Raw genomic sequence first — 23,774 nt, 5'->3', positions numbered from 1 at the left:
TTACGTTTATAAGGATTTTCAGATTGTGAAAAAAAATGTTTACTATAAAAGTTTACTTTGTATTTTATTGCTACTGCTAATGCAGAGTGCTTATGCAGTGAAGCGTTCACAACTTTTCTATCGTAATTTTTGGCAACCTTATTACCATGGCCAGCGCTTAGATTATTGTATGGTCGGTGGCGTTAATTGTGGTTTTCCTGTAGCTAATCGATATTGCCAGATGATGGGATATGCGCGTGCTGATCAACAACGAATTGCGCATAATGTAGGATTAACTAATTACATTTCCTGTCCTAAACGCTGTAAAGGTTGGCAATGTAATGGATTTAAAACAATTCGTTGTGTAGGATTTTTGTTACATAAGCCACCAAAAGCCTACCATTATCGTTATCGTCGTTTTGTTTACCCACGCTATAACGAATATCGTGTTGCTTGGTGCTATGACGGGTTGCGCGGGTGTGGTCGTCGAGCTGCTTACTCCTTTTGTCGACGTATGGGATATTTACAAGTAAGTAGTTATTCAATTCAGAAGCATGTCGCAGCTACAAAAGCAATAGGTAACCAAAAGCTTTGTTTTGGCAAAGAATGTTGTCATGCGTTTACTCACATAACTTGTTTCCGTTAGTGACGTTTATGCCTGAAGAGTCAGCTTCAAAATAGTCAAATTTATTTGCAGGACTTATATTTGTGTCATTTATTTGACAGGTTAGATTCGTTAACTAATACTCAAAGAATAACAATACTCTACTTTCTCAAGGATAGGTTATGCATATCAATGAGGAAATATTAATCATTGATGAGAATAAAGAACGTCGCGATAAACTTATCACAATAATGGAATTTTTGGAAAAGCCAAATTCCTGGGCTGATACTAGAAATCCCTTTGAAATTTGTTCTAGAAATACGAGAATTATCATTGTAGGTGCACATACTTCTATTGAAAAGACGATAGAAGTTTTACAGAATTTAAAAAAAACAATGCCAAAATTGCCTGTTATATTAATAGGCCCTCCGGTATTTACTGTACCGGCGGACTTCAGTAATGTTATTGCTGTTCTTAATTTCCCCTTTACTTATACTCAGATTCTTGAAGCGCTGCATAAGTGTCAAATTGCTTTAGAAAGCATTAACTATTTAATCGCTTACGAAAATCGTACACCCTTATTTCGTAGTTTAGTAGGCAACAGTGAAGTAATTCGTCAGGTGCGAAAATTAATTGGCCAGGTAGCAAAGACAGAAGCAAGTGTTTTAGTCTTAGGTGAGTCTGGTACTGGTAAGGAAGTCATTGCACGTAATATTCATGCTTTATCAGCGCGGGCTAATAAGCCTTTTATTCCTATAAATTGTGGGGCCATACCAGCTGAATTGCTAGAAAGTGAACTGTTTGGTCATGAAAAAGGAGCTTTTACTGGTGCAATTACCTCACGACAAGGTCGATTTGAACTAGCACACGGAGGCACACTATTTCTTGACGAAATTGGTGATATGCCTTTAGCAATGCAAGTGAAGTTATTACGTGTTCTGCAAGAACGATGCTTTGAGCGAGTCGGTAGTAATAAAAGTATTTCTGTGGATGTAAGGATTATTGCGGCTACCCATCGTAATCTAGAACAAGCTATTAGAGAGGGTAAATTTAGAGAAGATCTTTTTTATCGTTTAAATGTTTTTCCTATTGAGGTGCCACCATTGCGTGCGCGCAAAGAAGATTTACATCTATTGTTTAATGACTTAGTCTCTAAAATTGAAGGTGAACACCGTCCAGGAGTTAGATTGCTGCCAGCGGCTCTTAATGCATTAGCGCAGTATAATTGGCCTGGTAATGTACGGGAATTAGCTAACTTAGTTGAACGATTAACTATTTTATATCCCAATGATATTGTCGATGTTGATGATTTGCCACGTCGTTTCCGGGCAGATGATGTTAGTTCAGTTGCTACAGGGGTTTTAAATACTGAGCGTGAAACATTATTGCAAAAAGCTAATCAAGGCGCTTGTGTTGATAGAATTAATTTAAAAGAACACTTAGTGAAAACGGAGTTAGCATTAATTAGCCAAGCTTTAGAAGAATCAGATTGGGTAGTAGCGCATGCTGCTCATTATTTAAATATGCGTCGTACTACCCTAGTTGAAAAGATGCGTAAATATGGTTTAACTCGCCCAGAGAGAGCTTAAATTGCAGATCTAGGCAAGTATAAATTATAACACATCATCTTTTAGAGGTTTTTGCTCATCCACATGATGTTCTATCTCTACGTCGGCACTAGACGGCTTAGTTGTTTCTTTATTATCAAGATTATTTTCTGTGGGGGCAGTTTTTTGTTTCCGCTTAGTCGTCTTTTTTTCTGTAGATTGATAGCCTACACCCGCGTCTGTAGGTGTAAGCTCATCAAGAGGTTCTACCGTTTGAGCCTCCGCCGTGCTGTTATTAAGAGGTTGCGTTGAGCTAGAGCCTGGTGGAGTTGTAGGATTTGGCGGGTTAGTTGTACCTTTATCATGATGTATGTCATTAGGCCCAGATGTAGACGTTGTCGTTGTAGGGCGATCAGACGTAACATCATTAGAAGAAACTGTTGAGTTCGCATTGTCAGACTGCGCAGTTTCAGATCGTTTTTGTTTATATTCATCGATAAGTTCAGAAACACTATTTTTCACATCTTTAAATAGCTTACCTGCCATATGAGTAAGTTCCTGAAAACTAGGTAACTTAGATTTAAAATCGCTCATAATAATCAACTCCATGCTATCTATTTCTTATTCTTAAAGTATACATAACTCTCAGAAAATTGCCTGAAAAATATAACCTCTAGTGATTTAAATAGATTTTTAATTTAAATTAAAAACTAATTTGCCATTTTGGAAATCTTAAACTATGGTTAAAACACCACTTAAAAAAAGGAGATATACTATGGAAAGACAAAATATGAATCAAAACAACAACCGACCAGGTCAACCAGGTCAAGGTGGCCAAGGTGGTCAAGGTGGTCAAGGTGGCCAAAGACAAGGTCAACAAAATGACCAAAAAGGTCGACAAGGTCAACAAGGCCAACAAGGTGGTAGACAAGCTTCAAGTTGGGATAAAAAATCTGACCAACAAAGGTAAGCGATTTAAGGCGCCTAAGGCGCCTTTAGTTTTTAATCACTGTAACAAAATCTATTTACCAAGGTTTTAGGAAGCTTAGTGCTGGTTTAAATAGCTTTTCTGTAATTGATGGTTTGCTCGGTTTATTAATCTTAAAGATATTAAAATCATTCATTTTTTCAATAATGTAGTCATCGCTTGTCTTAAGGTAATCAACTAACTTCAAATTATAAGCATCTGTGGCCAGCCAATGTTCACCTGTAGATACTTGATCAATATCAAGTTGTTGACGATGAACAAATACATAGTCTCGAAAGGCATGATGAATCTTTTCAATCTCTTCTTGAAATTTTTTCCGTCCTTTTTCAGTATTTTCACCTAATATTGTTAATGTACGTTTATATTCACCAGCTGTTATTAACTCAACATCGATATCTTTTTTCTTAAGCCAACGGTGAAAATTTGGTAATTGTGCAACGACACCAATGGAGCCAATTACAGCAAAAGGAGCCGCCACGATTCGATTAGCAACGCAAGACATTAAATAACCGCCACTTGCAGCAACTTTATCGATACAGACTGTAAGAGGTATTTGCCTGTCACGAATACGCTGAAGTTGAGAGGCAGCAAGCCCATAGCCATTGACCGAACCTCCCGGACTTTCTAAGCGTAAAACAACTTCATCATTTTTTTGGGCGATAGAAAGAATGGCAGTAATTACTTCACGTAACTGCTCAACTTGTGAGGCCTTAATATCACCATGAAAATCAATAACATATAAAGATGGCTTTTCTTTTAGATTCTTTTCTTTTTTACTTTTCTTCTCTTTTTTTAATTTATGACCTTTTATCTCATGATACATACGCTGTTTAAGCTCATTATATTGCTTATTAAGTGGCGTAATCTCTAGTTTAGGCTTATTTTTTTTGCCCAAAGCTAACAATCCTGCAAAGAGTAACAAGATTGCAATAACACTTGTCAGCGCTTTTAAAGCAAATAAACCATATTGTGCGAGAAAATCCATGGCTGCCCTTGATTAAAAAAGGAAATAATTATCACAGTGACTGCTCTTTGGTGCAAGTGTTTTGCTTGAATTGATTATCATTTAAGAACTAAATTAATTTAATTACTTACCCTCTTTAATGGATAAAACATAAATTAATGTTTGCAAGCCCTATTAAAGGCATTATATAGTCTCATAGTCCTACTTATTATTACACTTTATGCTTGAAATTTGCTCTATTTATTTTGATTTCGAAGAAAAGCCATTGTTAAGTAATATTCAATTTAGTATTAAACCTGGCACATTATTGCATCTAAAAGGAAGCAATGGTGTAGGAAAAACGACTTTATTGAAATTGTTAGCCGGTTTATTGCAGCCTATAAAGGGCGATATCCATTGGCAAGGTCGCTCAATTTATAACAATTTAGCTAATTATCAGCAAAGCTTATGTTATGTAGGGCATAAATTAGGTTTAAGTAGCCAATTAACAGTCAAAGAAAATTGTTTATTAGATTTACAATGGCAACATCCTGCTTCCTCGTTATCGAAATTCCTTAAACTTCTTTCATTACAAGATTTAGCAGATAAGCCTTGTTCGCAGCTGTCAGCAGGACAACTACGGCGTGTAGCACTACTGCGGCTTTTAATGAGTAAAGCACCTTTATGGTTATTGGATGAACCATTAGTTGCTCTAGATAGTACATCCATTGAAATTTTATCAGCTTGTTTTAGCGAGCATCTTGCTCATGGTGGTTTAATCATTATGACATCACATCAAGTTTTACCTAAAAATTTTAAATATTGTCAGGAATATCAATTATGTTAACGCCATGGCAGTGTTTTAAAAGACAATTTAGACGCGATTTATTATTAAATATGCGTCAACCTCGTTTATTAATTAATGCAGTCCTTTTTTTTATAATGATTGTAGTATTCTTTCCTTTAACTATTCCTCCCAATTTAGATATGCTTAAGCAGGTTATACCTGGCATCATCTGGGTTGCTGTCTTATTGGCCATGTTGCTAGCATCCGATCGATTGTTCATGCAAGATTATGAAGAAGGAGTCATTGAACAATGGCTTACTTCAGGCTATTCTTTAACAATAATCGTTGGTGCTAAATTGACGGTGCATTGGTTATTAACACTGTTACCTTTATTAATTTTCTGCCCTTGTTTGGCCTTATTTTTCCACTTTTCTGAACTAGAATTAATCATTTTAATCAGCAGCTTAATTGTAGGTACCCCTGCAATCCTAGCCTTATGTTCGTTAGCCGCTGCATTTAGTATTAAATTACAGCAAAAAGGTATTATGATGGCATTGATTCTATTGCCATTAACCTTGCCTATTATGATATTTGGTAGCAGTAGCTTAGAGATGTTTGAATTTTCACAAATAACCGGGAATTTAGCTATTTTGTTAGCTATCTCGTTACTCTGTAGCTCTTTTCTCCCTTTTGCTATTGCAGCCATCATAAGAATTAGCTTAACAAATTAACGTGAGTTCGAGATAAAAAAGATACAGACTTCTTTGTCGCTAAACGAGGGTTATCCTGTGAAAAATTATAACCAGCGTAGCAACTGTCTTGAATTAAAATTCAAGACAGTTGCTACGCTTACTGATGGCTAAGTTGACTTATATTATCCTCATTAACTACTTGTCATCTCCGCGTGGATAAATTTAAGAAAAGATAAGTAGCCTGGGTGCAGGCCCCTAGGGCCGAAACCCGGGTTTCACTTCGTTTCACCCAGGCTACTACTCTCTGTCACTACTTTAGTTATAACGAACGTTATTTTATAAAACGCGAAACATTTATTCGAGCTCTATATTTAAGTAAATAGCCAGCATAACAAAGATAGCAATTATTTTATGTTGAATTTTCATTAAAGTTAACATCAAATTTTATTTTGTTTAGTAAGACTATAGTATGTCGCGTCTAATACATGATAAAATTTGTCTTTTTTGAAAGATTAAACTTTCGATGTGGAAATTTTTATATCAATTAGCATCACCTAAGTCTTTTTATTGCTTGACTGGGCGTTGGCTACCTAAAATAGCTGTGGTAACGACTTTCTTATTGGTGGTAGGTTTACTTTGGGGGCTTATATTTGCTCCTCCAGATTACCAACAAGGCGATGCTTTTCGTATTATTTATATTCATGTTCCAACGGCATTTATATCCATGGCACTATATGCTGCTATGGCTTTTTGCGCTTTATTATTACTAGTGTGGCAAATTAAGTTAGCTGGCATTATGTTAACGACGCTCGCACAAACGGGTGCTATAATGGCTTTTCTTGCTCTAGTTACAGGAAGTATTTGGGGTAAGCCTATGTGGGGCGCTTGGTGGGTATGGGATGCGCGTTTAACATCAGAGCTTATCTTGCTATTGCTTTATATCGCTATAATAGCGATAGGTAAGGCGTTTAGTAATGGAGAACAAGGTGATAAAATTGTTGCAATATTAGCTTTAGTTGGCGTAATTGACTTACCCATTATTCATTATTCTGTGTACTGGTGGAATACCCTACATCAAGGCGCAACATTATCGGCTTTTGCTAAACCTAAAATAGCAGCGCCTATGCTCTACCCTTTATTATTAAGTATTTTAGGTTTTTCCTTTTATTGTCTAGGGGTTGTTTTATATAAAGCTAGAAATGAATTATTACTACGAGAGCGTCGACAACATTGGGTAAAGGATTTAGTTGAAAAGGAAAGTATATGAATAAACTGATAACTTGGTTAGCAATGAGCGGTTATTCAATTTATATTTGGCCTGCATATGGTTTAGTATGCGTTGTGTTAGTAATGAATCTTTTGGGGATCAAAGTACAGCAATTACAAACTAAAAAAAAGTTACAACAATGGTTTAAGAAACAATAATGAACTCTCTACGACGCCGAAAGTTGAGTATGATATTATTTATCTTGCTTATAATAGCTGTGGCTCTTGCGTTAGTTATGTATGCATTGCGGCAAAATATTAGCCTCTTTTATACGCCAAGCCAAATTAATCAGGGTATAGCACCGCAAGGTAAATTAGTGCGTATTGGTGGTATGGTCGTTAAAAAAAGTGTGATACGTGAAACCGATGGTTTAACTGTTCGGTTTAAATTAACCGATTTTAAGCACATAGTATCCGTGAGTTACCGTGGTATTTTACCTGATTTATTTCGAGAAGGTCAGGGTATTGTTGCCTTAGGTACAGTACTCGATAATGGACATTTTAAAGCAACTGAAGTATTGGCTAAGCACGATGCTAATTATATGCCGCCTGAGGTAAAAGATGCTTTAGCAAAATCAACGCGAGAAGAGGCAGGTAGAGTAGAAGGATGATTGCTGAAATTGGTTTATTCTCCCTTATATTAGCTTTAATTTGTGCAAGCTCTCTTGCCATAATTCCTTTAATTGGTTTACTAAAAAATAAAACAGAATGGGTTGCAGCAGCACCTGTTTATGCTCTGAGCCAATTCTTTTTTATTGCTTTGGCTTATTGCTGTTTAACTTACTGTTTTCTTACGAATGACTTTAGTGTCATTTATGTTTTGGCTAACTCTAGTACGTTGCTGCCTTGGTTTTATAAATTATGTGCAGTCTGGGGCGGGCATGAAGGCTCTATGTTACTTTGGGTGAGTATATTAAGCTTCTGGATGATAACTGTTAGTTTTTTTAGCCGATCTTTAGCGCAAGAATTTAAAGTACGCGTTTTAATTGTTTTAGGTTGGCTAAGCGTTGGTTTTATCCTTTTTCTGTTATTAACCTCAAATCCTTTTGCAAGACAGTTTCAATTCTTAAATACAGAAGGTCGGGATTTAAATCCTCTCTTACAAGATCCTGGTTTCTTATTTCATCCGCCCATGTTGTATATGGGATATGTAGGGTTTTCAGTGGCTTTTGCTTTTGCTATTGCAGCACTTTGGCTAGGTCGACTTGAAGTGGCATGGGCTAAATGGACAAGGCCCTGGACTCTGGCTGCTTGGTGCTGTTTAACTGCCGGAATTACTTTGGGTAGCTGGTGGGCTTATCGGGAGCTAGGCTGGGGTGGCTGGTGGTTTTGGGATCCAGTTGAAAATGCATCGTTTATGCCCTGGCTAGTTGGTACAGCGTTATTACATTCCTTAGCAGTAAGTGAACAGCGGCAACAATTCTTAGCCTGGACATTACTTTTAGCTATTACAGCTTTTTCTCTGAGTCTAGTTGGCACATTTTTAGTCCGCTCAGGCGTATTAACCTCTGTACATGCTTTCGCTGTTGATCCACAGCGGGGCATTTATATTCTAGGTTTTTTATTTGTTGTTATTGGTGGGTCATTAAGTCTTTTTACGTTTCGTGCGCAAACCCTACAAAGTCGTATTAGCCCTAGCTTGTTTTCTAAGGAAAGTGCTCTCCTTCTAAACAATGTTTTTTTAGTAGTCATTATGCTCACAGTTCTTATGGGAACAGTGTATCCCTTATTAATAGATAGTTTGGGTTTAGGTAAATTATCAGTAGGGGCGCCTTATTTTAATGCTGTTTTTGTCCCACTAATGATTCCCCTTTTATTTCTTATGGGTTTAGGTATTCACTTAAATTGGCAACAAGATAAACCACAACGAATTATCAAGCGGCTTGGGATTATTGGATTTATGAGCTTTTTAGCGCCTTTGATGGCTCTAATTTGCTTTGCAAATTCCATTGATTTTTCTACCCTCTTGGGTTTGACCTTTGCGGCTTGGATTTTATTGAGTACCGCAAAATTTGTTTATGTAAGAGTTAAACAGAGAGCTTGGTATACTTTAAATCAATCCTTTTGGGGAATGGTTGTTGCCCATTGTGGCCTTGCTGTTAGTGTTATTGGTGTGAGTGTTTCGACAGGTTATGGTGTGCAAGATGATATAAAAATGGCGCCAGGCGACAGTACTCGTTTAAAGGGTCATATCATTACCTTTATTAAAGAAGCGCAAATTAAGGGACCTAATTATCATAGTTATCAAGCACGCTTTGAAATACGCAAAGGAAATTATCTTAAGGTTATTTTCCCAGAAAAGCGTATTTATGATGTTGGGAAAATGCCTATGACTGAATCTGCTATCGATGTCAATCCAATGCGTGATATTTATATTGCTCTGGGCGAACCACTCGATGATAAAGCTTGGACTGTTCGACTCTATTACAAACCGCTTATTCGTTGTATTTGGGGCGGTGGCTTTATGATTTTAGCAGGTGGGATACTTGCTATGACGGATAGACGTTATTATCTGAAACAAAGAAAGACTACTCTAAATAGCATAGGAGAAGGGCTAGCATGAAAAAATATGTTTTGCGTTTTCTGCCGCTTTTTCTATTTGTAACGTTGGTTATTTTTTTAGGACGAGGGCTGTTTTTAGAACCCCAAAAATTACCTTCCGTAAGGTTAGGGCAACAATTACCAGATTTTAAATTACCTCTTCTTGGTATTGAAGATAAAACCTTAACTGCTACTGATTTCAAAGGTGAGGTATCTTTATTAAATGTTTGGGCGAGTTGGTGCTCGGCTTGCAGTGAAGAGCAAGTCTTTTTATTGCGTCTAGCTGATATTGGTGTTCCTATTTTTGGCCTAAATTATAAAGATAATCCTAAAAACGCCAAAAAATGGTTAGCAGAATGGGGGAATCCCTATAAAAAAGTGGGCTCAGATGCGGCTGGCAAAGCTGCTATTGATTTAGGTGTCTATGGTGCGCCTGAGACTTTTTTAGTGGATGCAAACGGTATTATTCGTTTCCGACATGTCGGTGTTCTAAATGAAGAAGTTTGGGCTAAAGAATTTCTACCTCGAATCCAGCAGTTGAAGGGTCAAGGATGAGACAGTTAGTTTACTTTGTTTTTTTATTTTTATGGTTGCCCATAATTAGCGCCAATACGCTTTATCCTCTACCTACGCCTAAGCAGAGCGCTCAGTTTGAGCATCTTTTAAAAGAGTTACGTTGTTTAGTTTGTCAAAATCAGGATTTAGCTGATTCTAATGCTGGTTTAGCAAAAGATTTGCGTGACCAAGTTTATACGATGGTTAATGAAGGTAAAAGTGATACAGAAATTATCAGTTACCTAACAGCCCGTTATGGCGATTTTATTTTATTTAATCCACCTGTTAAAACATTAACTGTTTTGTTATGGTATGGGCCTATTATTTTCTTGGCATTAGGTTTTTTTATTTTCTGGCGAACTTGTATTAAGCGAAAACAATCATGATTAGTTGGGGTTTAATTAGCTGTCTTGTTACACTCGCTAGCTTTGCTATTTTAATAATTATCTATCCTTTAGGAAGAACCTTAAAAAAAGGATTTCTTCCTTTTATTATAAGTCTTGCACTAATCATTAGCTTTGCTTATTATCGCTGGGGCGCTTTTTCTGGCTGGCAACAGCACAAGCAACATGAGATTGCTGAGCAACGAGCAAAAGCATTACTAGATAAAATAAAGTCGCCTGAAGAGCTCATTAATAAATTAAAAGCTCATTTAGATGATACACCTGCTAGTGCGCGAGGCTGGTTTTTATTAGGTCGTCTTTATTCAAGTCAGGGTGACTGGCTTGCTGCACGCAATGCATTTGCTAAAGCTTATCAGTTAAATCCACAAGATGAGGCAGCCACTATTTATTATGCCAATAGTTTATGGCAATTAAATCATCAGCAATTTAATAAGGATATTCGTGCTCTTTTCAAGCAGTTATTGCAACAAAATCCCAATCAGCCTGATGCCTTAGCGATGCTTGCTTTAGATGCCTACGAAAGTAAGCAATATAACGAAGCAGTGAACTATTGGCAGCAATTGTTGAAATTAGCATCGCCAGACTCAGAAGAAGCCTCAGCACTTCGAAAAGCGATTGCAAAAGCAATCGCACAACAAGCTTAAACTTTAAGGTTGTCTCTATAAAGCTATCTATTTATATGGTTAGTGTTTGGAATTAAATAAAGTATCTTTTATATCAATCACATAATTAAAGTATACTTTTTGCGTAATTCCGCTAAAATTAAATAGTTTATCTAATTACGAAAGGGAATAGACATGACAGATCGCGTTTATCAGATTATAGAGCTTGTTGGAACTTCAGAAAATGGGATTGAAGACGCAATCAATAATGGAATCGCTAAAGCTGCAAGTTTATACGGCAAGCTTGATTGGTATGAAGTCATACAAACTCGCGGTTTTATTGAGGATAATAAGAACAAATATTATCAAGTACACCTAAAAATTGGTTGCCATACGCATTAGTTTTTAGTTCCTAGAATCTTTGGCACAGCTTAATTTTTAGTACTTTTAATATTAGCTGTGCTTCTATTTATGCTCATTATAAAATAATAACTTTCAGTTTTTATGCCTTTTAGAGCACTTAATATGGCAAACAGTTAAGTAAATTGAATCAATTATTTCACTGAGAATAGTACTTAGCTGGTGCACATCTATATTCCAATTCATCTTGTTAGGAAAAATTACCCGATTACCTGCTCCAGTTCTCTTATTGCAAACACATCTAACTTTATGATATGATCGAATTTTGATCAAATTGTGTTTTAATAAAACATTAATTTAATAAATTTACAATATAATTATTTATTGCTGAAAATGGGAAAATTATGACTTGGTACATAGACGCATTACAGCCTTTAGTTGATAAAGTTCCTCCTGAAGAGCAAATGAAAACTAAGCAATTCTTATATTTATGCTTTGATTTCTTTTATTGGCAAGGCGAAACAGGCTTCGGCCACTTTAATCCTGAATTAGAATTTTTCTTCGGTGTTATTGAAAAATCTTATCAGAAAGCTAAAAATTACCAACCAGGAACCTTAAGTCTTGAAGAGTTTGTAGCTTATATATTAACGCTTATGACAGTCTATGCAAAAGTAAGTTACGATAGCTTTAAACTTCAAAATCAAGATATCCTAGATGGGCTAGCAGCCTATAAGTGTACTATGCACTTAAGCAATGTAAGTTTATTAATGATGGAGATAGTGCCCTGTATATTAATTTTTAGCAAGGACGAATTGAAGAAGAGGGAAAAAATTCTCCTTCAAGAATTAGGTTATCAGGTTAAAATAGATATCTCTTTAGTTAAAAGTATTCTAGATAAGGTAGACAATCTTCCTGAAAGATTAAAAAACTGGGTTACAAGCAACGAAGATGCCTATGAATCTGTTGATCTAGCTGCGTTTAAGGAAGACTTATCCCAATTTGGGCCAATAATAGAAGTCGAAGAAGAGGAAGAAGAGGAAGAAGATAATGAAGATAATGAAGATATTAAGCAACAACTAGACACAGATTTTAATAATAATGAGGCAGTTTTTCAAGGCGAGTCAACGATATCAACAGTAGAATTAACTAATAGTGCTGAAAATCGACCAGCTGAAACTAGTGAAGCTCAAGATCGTCGCCTCCCTTCTGAAGAGAGTACAATAGTTCAAAGCGAACCGGCTGCACTTACAGTAGAATTACTTACTAGAGGAAAAAAACGAGCGGCTGAAGCTAGTGAAGCTCAGGATAATACACCCAACGATACTGCAAATACTTATGCATTACAACAATTTAATATTTTTTCCAGGCCTCCGAAAGATATTCATACTGATAAAAGGCAGCGAAATTTTAATCTAGATAGCTTTTCTCTAGACGGCTTTTCTAATTAATTTTTTAAGCTCACGCCTTTTTTGATAAAGATGAGTTAAGAATAGGTTGGTGATTCACTCACTTCTTGCAAAATCTTTAAAAACGCCTTTCCATAGCGATCAAGTTTATATTTGCCTACACCAGAAATAGATAATAATTGTTCTAAACTTTGCGGTTTTTTGATAGCCATCTCTTGTAGGGTGCTATCACTAAAAATCATAAAAGGTGGTTTATTCTCTTCATCCGCAATTTGGCGTCTTAGGATACGTAATTTTTCAAAAAGTGGATTGTTTTTTAATTGCGGTAATTTGGTTTTTTCTAGTATTTTAACCAATTCAGGTTTATCACTATCGAAAATGGCAAGCTTAATTCTTTCTTCACCTTTTAAGACTAAGATAGCTTTGTTTTTCAAACGTAAAACATTAAAGTGATTGAGGTCTTGATAGCAGAAATCCTGATGAATTAATTGCCAAGCAAGTTGTTTCCAATAGTAAGTTGGTTTATCTTTACCTATACCGTAGGTGCTTAGCTTATCATGGCCTGCTTGTTTAATTTTATCAGCGGTGCTGCCACGTAGGACATCTATCGTATAAGCCATTCCATAGTTTTGTTTTAAGCGATAAATACATGATAAAAGTTTTTGAGCATCTTCTGTTGTATCTTGTAAAACTGGAGGATTATCACAAATATCGCAATAATTACAATTTAAATCATACTGTTCATCAAAATAGCGCAGTAATATTTGCCTGCGACAGTGATTGCCTTGGGCAAAAGCCAGCATGTGATTTAATTTAGCAATTTCAATATGCTGTTTGTGATTATCTTCAATTGTTGCTACTAAGCTTCGTAAACGAGCACTGTCTGCAGGATCATAAAGCAAAAGTGCTCTTGCAGGTAAACCATCTCGTCCTGCTCGACCAGTTTCCTGATAATAACTTTCTATAGTTTTAGGTAGATCATAATGGACAACAAAACGTACATTTGGTTTATCAATACCCATCCCAAAAGCAATAGTTGCTACCACTAATTCAATTCTGTCATAACGAAATAAGGTCTGTACTTCGCGTCTAGCAGTATAGGAAAGACCTGCATGATACGCGCGTGCTGCAAAGCCAGCCGCTCTTAACTTTTCAGTTAATTTATCAACTGTATTGCGAGTTCCACAGTAAATGATACCTGCTTGAGAGCGCTGCGTTTCTAAAAAACTCTGTAGCTGTCTAAATGCATTATTTTTAAGTGTTACCGAATAATGAATATTAGGCCGATTAAAAGAAGCTAAATAAATTTTAGGTTGATAATTTAATTTAGCGACGATATCTAATCTTGTTTGTTGGTCAGCAGTGGCTGTAAGCGCAATAATTGGAATATCTGGAAAATGCAGTTTAAGTTTACCAAGGAGCGCATATTCAGGCCGAAAATCATGGCCCCACTGAGAAATACAATGGGCTTCATCAATAGCAAATAAAGATAGCTGGCAATCGTCTAAACGTTCAAGAAAAGCAGCACTAATTAAGCGTTCTGGCGCAACATAGAGTAAATCTAACTGGTTATTATGTAGCTCGGTGAGCACTTGCCTCGATTCTTCACTGTCTAAGGAGGAATTATAATAGGCAGCCTTAATCCCTTGTAATTTTAAAGCCGCAACTTGGTCTTCCATTAAAGAGATTAGGGGAGAGACAACAATGGCAACTCCTTTAAGAATGAGGGCTGGAATTTGATAGCATAATGATTTTCCGCCGCCAGTCGGCATTAATACTAACAAATCATTGCCAGCTAATAAATCATTAATAATAGACTCTTGTAATCCTCTAAATTGGGTAAAGCCGAAATACGTTTTTAAAGCAGCGGCAGGGTCAATTAAATTTGTTTGAGGATTGGACAAAATTTCCATTTGCTTTTCTTTTTAATTCATGGACGACGAAAATTAGCAATAATAGCACTTTTATCGCTACTCTCGTAAAGAAAATAAATAATTAACGAATATGAGCGTTCCTTATCATACTTAAGGGATTGAATTCAATTACAATTTATAAGAAATAACAGCGTCGCCGCGAATTTGGAAACAAAGCTAAGCCCATCAAGTTTAGCTTTAGACTAGACAATAAAGTACTTGGGACACTATACATCATAGGAATGTGAAAAGCGATTATAGGATTAGGCTCATATAAAGATAGTTTGCTAATCAACTAGCCGACTTTAAAAGTTATTGTCTTTCTTGAGTATTTAGGCTCACCAAATTTCTTCAATATCTAGGATAAATTTAACTTCCTTAGCCTTTTGTCACTATTACATGAAGGACAATCGTAGCTTAAATTGAATACTTATTGCACAAATTATCAATTATACTATTAGAACAGTATAAATTTGGAGATATTTATGAAAGATCGAAGCAAGGATATAGAAATGGTGACTGAGCCTAAGGCGGGAGAAAAACAATTCCGGGACGATACTATATATTATGCAATAGGCCCAAAGATAAGTACCACTGAAGAGACTTTGTTTAGGTCTGGCACAGCTCCCAGAAAAATAAAAAAAAGTGATATTGAAACAGCCTTAAAGGGTACAGAAACAGTAAAAATATTTGACACCCAAGATGAAGCAAGAAGTTATGCTAAGCTTACTAAGGAAATTCCCACGGGCTCTGATCCTGGTATGGCAGCTATTATTTTAGAAGTGCGACCTAAAAAAACTATTAACTTGCCTATTGAGCGGAAAGAGGAATCCAAGAAGATATCCAACTTTTCACCTGAAAGAGAGACTAGACAATTTGAGTATGTTGTTGCCAATATTAAAGACCTTACACTTATTTCAGGTCAGGTGCTTCGTGAAAAATTTTCTCTATCTGAAGGGCCTGGTGAAGATAAAAGTTGCACCATTATGTAATCGATAAACTATCAAGCTGAATGTGGGACGACTCTATAGTCCCTGTTCGCTTTGGCTATTTCCGAGTCATACATACTTGCCTGCTTCGCCCAATATTTGTGGAGAAATTTAAATCCTCTCATAATTGTTACATAAGATTATAGAGTTAATATTGGGGCGAGTTTTAAGCTATTAGTATCATTTTTGATGTAATTGTTTAATATTTTTTTAATATTGAATTGCTATACTATTAAAACTATATAAGTTAGTTTTTAGTTGGAGATTTTATGAAAGACCGAGGTGAAGAGAGTGTAGAAATGAAGACAGAGCCCAGCAAAAGTTCAAATGAAGGAGAAAAGGAGCTCCTGAAAAGTAAGAACTATTATGCGGTAGGTCGAAATGTACAAACTACTGAAGGTTCTATGTTAGCCTCTTACCCTAAACCTAAAAAGGAAATAGCGAGAGAAGATATTATACAAGCTATCCAGGGTACGGTAAAAATATTTGACACTCGAAAAGAAGCAGAGAATTATGCCAGGCTTATTCACGTTCCTAAAATGAGTTCGAAGCATAGCTATGCAGCTACTATTTTTGAAGTGCAACCTAAAAATGATCTTAGTGCTCCTATTCAGGTGGAAAGCGTAAGAAACAAGAACCCCCTTCCTGTATATCATGGAGAAGACCAACAGGTAATGTCGTATGCTGTTGTCAGTACTCATGACCTTAACTTTAGTTCATGTCAGGTATATGGTTATCCAATCATTCCTCTATCTACTCAAAAACCGGATGAAGATAGAGGTTGCACCATTATGTAATCGACAAAAACCTAGTTGAATAAAGGGACTTTATAGTCCCTGTTCGCTTTGGGCTAGTTTAGATAGTAACGTTAATTAGGGCTATCTAGCTAATTATCTGATATTTATTCTAAGTTACGCTCTGATTTTTTACTGCTAACTTATGTATAAGGGGTATGAAGAAGCGTAACAGTATCAGATTAAGTATCAACTTATATTTGGCGTTAATCTTTCTTTTTTGCTTGATAAATCACTCTCCTGAGCAAATTTTAACAAATAATGACTATTAAAAGTTTATTTACTTTTTCTTTAATTTGGGCAACTATATTCATCGGGCGCTTATCCTTACGTCGAACAGCGAAACTAAAAGACTGAAACAAAAACTTCCAATCTTACACATGCTTATCCTTTAACTACCTTACATCCCTCATAACAATAGGGATCTAAGCTGAATGGATAGAATAAGTAAAAGAATAATTGCTACAATTTAGCCATAAAGCTATTGTAAATAAGGGTTAAGCTATTAAAAATAGAAAATTTTATAATTTAAAGTAAACTAGTTAATTTGCCTGCCGAATTAATTGTTAGGGTAAATATATCCATACTACCTAAAAGACTTGTTTTTGCATTCCTTAATTTTTATTCTTGGTCATTTTAAAACGAGTCATAGTAAGGGCTATTGCTAATTTTAAATTGACTAAGGCGAAAAGCGGTAGCGAAACTTCAGTATATCTAAGTTAAACAGGTATAACTTAAATTAAGGACAAGCTTATGGATTTCTACTACAGTGAAGAGCACTCGGCATTTCGCGATATGGCTAGAGAGTTTGCACGTAATAAACTAGCTCCTAATGCAACCCAGTGGGATGAGCAAAGTTATTTTCCTATAGAGATTTTACGCGAAGCTGCCGAACTGGGTATGGCCGGTATAGTTGCTGCTGAGGATATTGGGGGCGCTAATTTAAAACGTTTAGACGCAGCTCTCATCTTTGAACAGTTAGCTGCCGGCTGTGTCACGACGAGCGCTTATCTTTCTATTCATAATATGGTGACCTCATTAATTGATCAGTATGCGGATAACTCGTTGCGTAAGATTTGGGGACCACGCTTAACCTCTCTAGAAGTATTGGGAAGTTACTGTTTAACTGAACCTGATTCAGGTTCAGATGCCGCTTCTTTAAAAACTCATGCAGTAAAAGATGGCCAAGATTATGTTGTAAATGGTACGAAGGCATTTATTTCAGGCGGTAGTGTAAGTGATGTTTATCTTTGTATGGTCCGTACTGGTGATAATTCGCATCAGGGAATTTCTTGCTTATTAGTAGAAAAAGACACCCCAGGCTTAAGCTTTGGTAAGTTAGAAAAAAAGCTAGGTTGGCGAAATCAGCCAACGTGTATGCTTTATTTTGAAAATTGTCGCATCCCAATCAGAAATCGTGTTGGTGATGAAGGAATGGGATTTAAGATTGCCCTTAATGCTTTAAACGGCGGCCGAGTCAACATTGCATCTTGCTCGCTTGGTGGCGCAATCGCCTGTTTGCGCTTAGCTCAAGCTTATTTAAAAGAGCGTAAGCAATTTGGTAAACCCTTAACTCAAATGCAAGCATTGCGCTTTTATTTTGCCGATATGCTTACTGATTTCGAAGCAGCACGCTTAATGGTTTACCGCGCTGCCGATGCTCTAGATAAACAAGATAAGCACGCGCCCATGTATTGCGCTATGGCAAAGCGGTTAGCAACGGATGTTGCTTTTCGTATTAGTGATAAGGCAATGCAATTACATGGAGGCTATGGCTATTTACATGATTATCAAATAGAGCGCATATTTCGTGATTTGCGAGTTCATCAAATACTTGAGGGAACAAATGAGATTATGCGTGAAATTATTGCCAAATCTGTATTAGATGATGAGTTTTTTATTGATTAAAAGGAGTATTATAAATGAGTATTGTGGAGCGAAGCTTAGATAGCGGTATTTTAACCATTACCTTCAACCGACCTGAAAAGTTAAATGCGCTTAATGAAGAGGTATTACAAACCTTGCAAGAAATAATTGAACAGGCTAAATATAATTCAGAAGTTAAAGCTTTATTAATTACAGGAAATGGTAAAGCGTTCTGTGCGGGTGCAGACATTAATCGCTTAGCAAAGTGCAATGCACAAAGTGGTTATCAATTTGCTTGTCATGGGCAAGAAGTATTCCGCCAGTTAGAAACAATAGGTAAACCCTCGCTTGCTGCAATTAACGGTTTTGCTTTTGGTGGTGGTTGCGAACTGGCGATGGCTGCAACACTGCGTATTGCTTCTACTCATGCTCAATTTGGTCAACCCGAAATTAAATTAGGCGTCATTCCTGGTTACGGCGGCACGCAACGTTTAGCACGTCTGGTTGGTAAAGGCCGCGCACTTGATTTATGTTTAACAGGCCGCTTCATTGACGCGCAAACAGCGCTGGCTTGGGGATTGATTAGTGAAGTTGTTGAACCTGATTTATTACTTGAGCAGGCGAATCGTATTTTGAAAAATATTATTTCTATGGCGCCTATTGCTGCTGCAAGCATTATGGAAGTCATTGATCGAGGCTATGACTTATCATTAAGTGATGCCTTGCATCTTGAAGCAGTTCATTTTGCAAAAGTATGTGCGAGTGAGGATAAGTCTGAAGGGGTTGATGCATTTTTAAATAAAAGGCCAGCGTCATTTAAAGGGGTTTAAAGCATGACAGACGTTCGCTTTGATTGCCAAGATCAACTTGGCATTATTACTTTAACACGCCCGCAAGCGTTAAATGCAATTAATCTACCCATGATTCAAGCAATACAACGACAGTTGTTACTCTGGGAAAAAGATAATGCAATTTACGCTATTATTATTCAAGCAGAACCTGGTAAAGCATTTTGCGCAGGTGGCGACGTACGCTGGCTTTATGAAACAGGATTAAAAAATAAAGCAGAGCAGATGCAATTTTTTTGGCATGAATATCGGTTAAATCATTATATTCATCAGTTAAAAAAACCTTATATTGCTTTGCTTAATGGGATTACTATGGGAGGAGGTGTAGGTATTTCTTTACATGGTTCTTATGTCATAGCACAGGAACAGTTTGTCTTTGCAATGCCTGAGACCGGTATTGGTTTATTTCCTGATATTGGCGCAAGCTACCTATTATCCCGCTGCCCAGGAGAGATAGGCTTATATCTAGCCTTAACAGGCGATCGTTTAAATGCTGAAGAGGCTTATGCTGCAGGCTTAATAGATTATGTTGTAAGCAATGAAAAACTTACAGAAATTATTCCTAGTTTGCGTAAGCTAGATTTAAGTGCTAATTCTCATCATCAAATCAAACTACTTCTACAACCAATTGCTACAAGTGTAAAAATAGCTTTTCCTAATGCTGAAAAAATCGATCAATACTTCTTAAAATCTAGTGTACAAGACATCATGACAGCTTTAAGAGAAAGCGAGGATCCTTGGGCTTTAACAACGCTACAAACTCTAGAGCAAAAATCACCTTTAAGTTTAGCAGTAACATTTGAACAAATCCGAAGAGCAAAATCATTGTCTATGGCTGAATGTGTAAAAATGGATTATCGTTTGGTAACTCATTTTATGCGTGATCATGATTTTTATGAAGGAATTAGAGCTTTATTAATTGATAAAGACAAAAATCCGCGGTGGTCTCCTAATAGTCTGGCTGCAGTAACGCCGGCGTTAGTGGCTAATTATTTTGAGCAGGATGGGGAAGAATTGTCTCTAATTGTAGAAAATTAAACGAATAACTTTTTTTCTAATGAAACTCTATCCTATATTATTGCACTAATATAGGGTAGAGCTGTAATAAATACATTAGTCATAATAAATCATGAATAAATTCTAATATTAGCCGATTAAATTCACAAGGCTTATCAAGCATTACTGCGTGTCCGGCGTTTTTAATAAAATGTATTTTATTTCGCCAAAGATTCTTAAACGTTATTTCATGTTGAACATAATCATAATTAATTGCAATATCGTTTTTGCCGCCTACAATTGCAATAGGTTTATCCCAAGTTGCGACAATATCACACTGGTTTCTGCCTATCCCATCGATAATAGATTGCGGATAAAGTACGCGTGCATCTTCATCTGTAGCGAGTATGGCATCGACTAAAAATTCTTTTTCAGCACTTTCGTCATAGCCAGAAACACTTGCTAATAATTGTGCCTCAGTATAAGTTAAATTCTTTTTGCCAAAGCAAGCCATAATCTTCGCATCAAGTGCCTTAAAACCTTTTTGTATGCCTTGTAAAGAAACTTCAAAAGGTGGCGTTCCGGTGAGAAGCAAACCCATTAATTGGGGAACTTTATCAACCATTTCTAGAGCGACATGGCCACCTAAAGACCAACCAATAATCACTAGTTTTTCAATCGCTAAAGACTGCAATGCAGTAATAATTGCGTTAGCAAAGCCTGGAAAATTATAAGTTTGCAGTGGTGCTAAGGGAGGTGGGCTTTGGCCATAACCAGGTAAATCGATAGCAATACGGTGATAGGATTTAAATACCTCCGCATTCATTTGATGATGAAAGAAGGTTTTATTGGTGCAATGGCCATGCAGAAATAATAGCGAAATGGGGGCTTTTGGATTTTTTTCCCAAATTGAAAGTGAATTGGAATAAAACACAGTAAATTATTATTAAATTAAATTAACACATAATAGCACAATGTGAAAAAAAAAGTCTCATATATCTTGCTAAGGCTTAAAAATAGCGAGGCATGTTTCCTCGCTATGTATTCTATTTAAATAGCAAAATCCATACATGGGTTTTCTATTTGTTCAGGTCGACTGTTATTAATAGCTTCTGTTAAAACAGCAAGTGTTCTTACTGAATGACTTGCTTTAAGTTTATCATGAAAATTAAGTAATAGAGTTAAGGCTTCTAATTGTAAATTTTCCTTAGTTAAATCTGTGGAAGTTAACTTATCGAGAGCCCTAACAAATTCATTAATAGTATTGCTGTGCTTGCCCTTAAAAAAGGAGAAGGCAGCACGGTGATGTAATTCTTTATGTTCTGTGAGAGTTTCTCTTATACCTTTAAGCTTTTTAACTAACTCTTCTTTATTATCACACTTTACTAATTTATTGAGTTCTGCCTCTATAGAGCAGCCTCTAATAGGATTGTTAATTTTCTCTGTTAAAAGTGCTTTTGCCAATCTTAAGCCTAAGGTTTGTTGATCTTCTTCCTTATTAATAAGTGGTAGAGCTAAGTGCTCTGTTATAGCCTTAACTAGACCTGCATTGTTTTCTTGACTTAAAACTGCAATTAGGCGAATTAGAATTTGATCGTCACTTAAATTTTTAGTCTTAAATAACGGCCCTGGATAATAAAGGATATTAGGATTTAGACGAGAAATTATTGTTTTCGCCATGTAATCGACATCAAGATAGTCGACATAATCTTTAGTAAGTTGATCACGAAACGCTAAAATATCTTCATCACTGTATTGAGCGATATTCTCAACTAGCTTAGCTAGCATACTGCGAACGAATGCTATTCCTTTCTTAGTTTCAGCGCGATTTAGCATCTCTATTATGACTATGGGGCGGAGTTCTTCAGAAAATTGCGAGTCTTGATAATTAGTTCTGTGTATCTGATTATATTTTGCAAGAATTTCATTAAAGTTAAGTTTATTTAGCTTAATTAAGAACTCAGATTTATGTTCAAAATCGTAGAACTTTTCAATTACCGCAGGCGGCAGATTACGTTTTAAATCATCAAGATAAGCATTTCTTAAACTTAATAATTGGTTATTTGTGAGTATACTAATATTGTCGTTGAGTAAGCGTGGTAGAATTCCTCTTAGAAAGTCAATATTATCTGATTTTAGCATGGCTAAAATAGCAACAACCTTATCTGCCTCTGTGGTAAATTTTAAAGGTAAAACAGGTGGCGTTAAAGAATGTTTTTTGAATTCATTAAAGAACTCATCAAAATGTTTGGGCATTAAGGTTAACGTTTGTTGGTGTAGCGCATTAAAATATCTACCTACTTTTTTCTTATTTTCTTCAATAATATCGCGAGTTAAGGCCACATATAATTCTTGTTGAAAAACACGTAAGTTAATTGTTTCATCTTGAGTGTCTGTCAACTGCTCATACTGCTTTTTAAACTGGTCAAAACCTTTCTTTTTATCAATATGATTTCTCTCTTTTGCCCATTCAAATAAATCTTTAAGAGTCTGATGCTGATAGATTTCAGCATATATTTCATTTTGTAAAAAGCCAGTCACAAAGCCACTGCCAGTCTGATAGTGAGGGAGGTAGCGACTGTCGCCGTTATTAAAGATGGTTATATTTGCTTTTTGTTGATTTGGTAAATCGACTGTCGCAGAAGAAATGACTTGGCCGCTTTCGCCACGCCCTGTAGGAAATCGTGAACGCAGTACATCATTTGCTTTTAAATCCTGAATAGGTAAATCTGGAAAAACTAATTCTGCAATTTTGCGCGTATAGTCAGCAACTTTTTTTTCAAATTCCTTTTTATTTATTATGCTCATCATTGAAATAGGTATTTCGGCACCAATATATAATATGTCATTGGCATAAAAAACACGGATTCGTGGAGGACGTACTAGATTCCAGCCAAATTTTTTTAACGGTTCTTGCCATGGTGTTAAATCGAGCGAACGCTGATGTCTCTCTAAAGTATCACAACTAATGATTTCTCTATTATATTGGTCTTTTATAAAGAAAGTTGTTGTCCCATGAACAGGTACAACTGGCATTGCTTCAACATCAGGCGTTGTATTTTCCATCTGATAAGTTTTTTTATCAGGATAGATAATTTCATGCCTTTGCGCATCACCCTGCAGTGCACCTGTTGCAACATGAATTTGAATGTCGCTATCAGTTAACTTTAGATGCTTTAAAATATCGATAACTTGCTCTGAAATAGGTTCGTTTAAGTTAAGATTTTGGGCAATAAGCTTTATATTATCTTGCTGCCAAAGGGTATCAAGCAGGATTTGTTGCAAATCGCGAATCTGAATTTGACTAAAGGACTTAGCAGCAAAAACAGAATCATCACCTTGCTGAAATCCTTGCGCAACTGAAAATTTTCGCTCATGTATTAATTTATCTAATGCTTGTTTATCAAGACCATCTGCAATTAGCTTATCTGTTACATCATCTCTTTCAAAGCGAAAAATATTGGCACGAGATTTCTCCCTATCAAGGCTGTGGTTTTTAGGGTTTAAGTGACGATCAAGGATAATGATTTGAGCGCTTGGATCAAGTTTTCTAACCTTTAGAGCACGATGTAGATTAGCAGGGCCAGCTCCTACGAAAACATGAATTGGCACGGAATACCTCTGTTTGTTGATTGATTAAACAACATGCTCAGCATTATAGTTTCTGAAACTTAAGGAATGCTTAAGTAGGATA

The 23,774-nt window shown here is 36.2% G+C and carries 24 protein-coding genes; 19 read left to right on the top strand and 5 right to left on the bottom strand.

The window, feature by feature from the left end; all coding sequences use genetic code 11:
• The first annotated feature begins 25 nt into the window (after positions 1–25).
• Complete coding sequence (locus ACQUW5_RS06480) at positions 26–625, top strand: hypothetical protein (protein WP_444990407.1); 600 nt, start codon at positions 26–28, stop codon at positions 623–625.
• A 140-nt stretch (positions 626–765) separates the two neighbouring features.
• Positions 766–2,172 (top strand): sigma-54 dependent transcriptional regulator, encoded by a 1,407-nt coding sequence (locus ACQUW5_RS06475; RefSeq protein WP_444990406.1) that lies wholly within the window; start codon positions 766–768, stop codon positions 2,170–2,172.
• A gap of 24 nt (positions 2,173–2,196) precedes the next feature.
• Here ACQUW5_RS06475 and ACQUW5_RS06470 read toward each other — a convergent pair whose 3' ends face one another.
• Positions 2,197–2,724 carry a hypothetical protein gene (locus tag ACQUW5_RS06470; protein WP_444990405.1) on the bottom strand — a complete coding sequence of 176 codons (528 nt, stop codon included), beginning with the start codon at positions 2,722–2,724 and terminating at the stop codon, positions 2,197–2,199.
• Positions 2,725–2,905: 181 nt separating this feature from the next.
• Here ACQUW5_RS06470 and ACQUW5_RS06465 point away from each other — a divergent pair, with 181 nt between their 5' ends.
• Positions 2,906–3,100 carry a hypothetical protein gene (locus ACQUW5_RS06465; protein WP_444990404.1) on the top strand — a complete coding sequence of 65 codons (195 nt, stop codon included), beginning with the start codon at positions 2,906–2,908 and terminating at the stop codon, positions 3,098–3,100.
• 55 nt (positions 3,101–3,155) lie between these two features.
• On the opposite strand, the gene sohB is transcribed toward ACQUW5_RS06465, so the two are convergent.
• Entirely contained in the window at positions 3,156–4,103 is a 948-nt protein-coding gene (gene sohB / locus ACQUW5_RS06460) for a protease SohB (RefSeq protein WP_444990403.1), read from the bottom strand.
• 199 nt (positions 4,104–4,302) lie between these two features.
• On the opposite strand from sohB, the gene ccmA reads away from it, so the two are divergent.
• The 11 genes from ccmA (at position 4,303) to ACQUW5_RS06405 (ending at position 12,716) form a co-directional block, all read left to right on the top strand.
• Positions 4,303–4,908: a cytochrome c biogenesis heme-transporting ATPase CcmA gene (gene ccmA, locus ACQUW5_RS06455; protein ID WP_444990402.1), complete on the top strand. Its 606-nt coding sequence runs from the start codon at positions 4,303–4,305 to the stop codon at positions 4,906–4,908.
• Positions 4,902–5,579: a heme exporter protein CcmB gene (ccmB, locus tag ACQUW5_RS06450; protein WP_444990401.1), complete on the top strand. Its 678-nt coding sequence runs from the start codon at positions 4,902–4,904 to the stop codon at positions 5,577–5,579. The genes ccmA and ccmB overlap by 7 nt, the downstream gene beginning before the upstream one ends.
• A 484-nt stretch (positions 5,580–6,063) precedes the next feature.
• Positions 6,064–6,807 (top strand): heme ABC transporter permease CcmC, encoded by a 744-nt coding sequence (gene ccmC / locus ACQUW5_RS06445; protein WP_444990400.1) that lies wholly within the window; start codon positions 6,064–6,066, stop codon positions 6,805–6,807.
• A complete protein-coding gene (ccmD, locus tag ACQUW5_RS06440; RefSeq protein ID WP_444990399.1) occupies positions 6,804–6,965 on the top strand; it encodes a heme exporter protein CcmD in 162 nt (53 codons plus the stop codon). Before ccmC ends, ccmD begins: the two co-directional genes overlap by 4 nt.
• On the top strand, positions 6,965–7,417 hold the full coding sequence (gene ccmE, locus ACQUW5_RS06435; RefSeq protein ID WP_444990398.1) for a cytochrome c maturation protein CcmE: 453 nt from the start codon (positions 6,965–6,967) through the stop codon (positions 7,415–7,417). Before ccmD ends, ccmE begins: the two co-directional genes overlap by 1 nt.
• Positions 7,414–9,369 (top strand): heme lyase CcmF/NrfE family subunit, encoded by a 1,956-nt coding sequence (locus ACQUW5_RS06430; protein ID WP_444990397.1) that lies wholly within the window; start codon positions 7,414–7,416, stop codon positions 9,367–9,369. The genes ccmE and ACQUW5_RS06430 overlap by 4 nt, the downstream gene beginning before the upstream one ends.
• Positions 9,366–9,902 (top strand): DsbE family thiol:disulfide interchange protein, encoded by a 537-nt coding sequence (locus ACQUW5_RS06425; protein WP_444990396.1) that lies wholly within the window; start codon positions 9,366–9,368, stop codon positions 9,900–9,902. Before ACQUW5_RS06430 ends, ACQUW5_RS06425 begins: the two co-directional genes overlap by 4 nt.
• Complete coding sequence (locus ACQUW5_RS06420) at positions 9,899–10,288, top strand: cytochrome c-type biogenesis protein (protein ID WP_444990395.1); 390 nt, start codon at positions 9,899–9,901, stop codon at positions 10,286–10,288. Before ACQUW5_RS06425 ends, ACQUW5_RS06420 begins: the two co-directional genes overlap by 4 nt.
• Positions 10,285–10,950 carry a tetratricopeptide repeat protein gene (locus ACQUW5_RS06415; protein WP_444990394.1) on the top strand — a complete coding sequence of 222 codons (666 nt, stop codon included), beginning with the start codon at positions 10,285–10,287 and terminating at the stop codon, positions 10,948–10,950. The genes ACQUW5_RS06420 and ACQUW5_RS06415 overlap by 4 nt, the downstream gene beginning before the upstream one ends.
• Before the next feature lie 153 nt (positions 10,951–11,103).
• Positions 11,104–11,310, top strand: a complete 207-nt coding sequence (locus tag ACQUW5_RS06410; RefSeq protein ID WP_444990393.1) for a dodecin — start codon at positions 11,104–11,106, stop codon at positions 11,308–11,310.
• Between the two features lie 362 nt (positions 11,311–11,672).
• Positions 11,673–12,716: a hypothetical protein gene (locus tag ACQUW5_RS06405; protein WP_444990392.1), complete on the top strand. Its 1,044-nt coding sequence runs from the start codon at positions 11,673–11,675 to the stop codon at positions 12,714–12,716.
• 35 nt (positions 12,717–12,751) lie between these two features.
• On the opposite strand, the gene recQ is transcribed toward ACQUW5_RS06405, so the two are convergent.
• Positions 12,752–14,587: a DNA helicase RecQ gene (gene recQ, locus ACQUW5_RS06400; RefSeq protein ID WP_444990391.1), complete on the bottom strand. Its 1,836-nt coding sequence runs from the start codon at positions 14,585–14,587 to the stop codon at positions 12,752–12,754.
• A gap of 485 nt (positions 14,588–15,072) precedes the next feature.
• On the opposite strand from recQ, the gene ACQUW5_RS06395 reads away from it, so the two are divergent.
• The 5 genes from ACQUW5_RS06395 (at position 15,073) to ACQUW5_RS06375 (ending at position 20,122) form a co-directional block, all read left to right on the top strand.
• Positions 15,073–15,579 carry a hypothetical protein gene (locus ACQUW5_RS06395; protein ID WP_444990390.1) on the top strand — a complete coding sequence of 169 codons (507 nt, stop codon included), beginning with the start codon at positions 15,073–15,075 and terminating at the stop codon, positions 15,577–15,579.
• Positions 15,580–15,845: 266 nt separating this feature from the next.
• Entirely contained in the window at positions 15,846–16,373 is a 528-nt protein-coding gene (locus tag ACQUW5_RS06390) for a hypothetical protein (protein ID WP_444990389.1), read from the top strand.
• A gap of 750 nt (positions 16,374–17,123) precedes the next feature.
• The gene (locus ACQUW5_RS06385) at positions 17,124–18,278 is read left to right on the top strand and encodes an acyl-CoA dehydrogenase family protein (protein WP_444990388.1); all 1,155 of its coding nucleotides are present in this window, start codon (positions 17,124–17,126) and stop codon (positions 18,276–18,278) included.
• Positions 18,279–18,292: 14 nt separating this feature from the next.
• Entirely contained in the window at positions 18,293–19,066 is a 774-nt protein-coding gene (locus ACQUW5_RS06380) for an enoyl-CoA hydratase/isomerase family protein (protein WP_444990387.1), read from the top strand.
• Positions 19,067–19,069: 3 nt separating this feature from the next.
• The gene (locus tag ACQUW5_RS06375; protein ID WP_444990386.1) at positions 19,070–20,122 is read left to right on the top strand and encodes an enoyl-CoA hydratase/isomerase family protein; all 1,053 of its coding nucleotides are present in this window, start codon (positions 19,070–19,072) and stop codon (positions 20,120–20,122) included.
• Positions 20,123–20,201: 79 nt separating this feature from the next.
• Here ACQUW5_RS06375 and ACQUW5_RS06370 read toward each other — a convergent pair whose 3' ends face one another.
• On the bottom strand, positions 20,202–21,014 hold the full coding sequence (locus ACQUW5_RS06370) for an alpha/beta fold hydrolase (protein WP_444990385.1): 813 nt from the start codon (positions 21,012–21,014) through the stop codon (positions 20,202–20,204).
• Between the two features lie 116 nt (positions 21,015–21,130).
• Complete coding sequence (locus ACQUW5_RS06365) at positions 21,131–23,692, bottom strand: hypothetical protein (protein ID WP_444990384.1); 2,562 nt, start codon at positions 23,690–23,692, stop codon at positions 21,131–21,133.
• Positions 23,693–23,774 lie beyond the last annotated feature (82 nt).

This window comes from Legionella pelazae (genome assembly GCF_052527395.1).
This window is presented reverse-complemented; position numbering and strand designations above follow the sequence as displayed.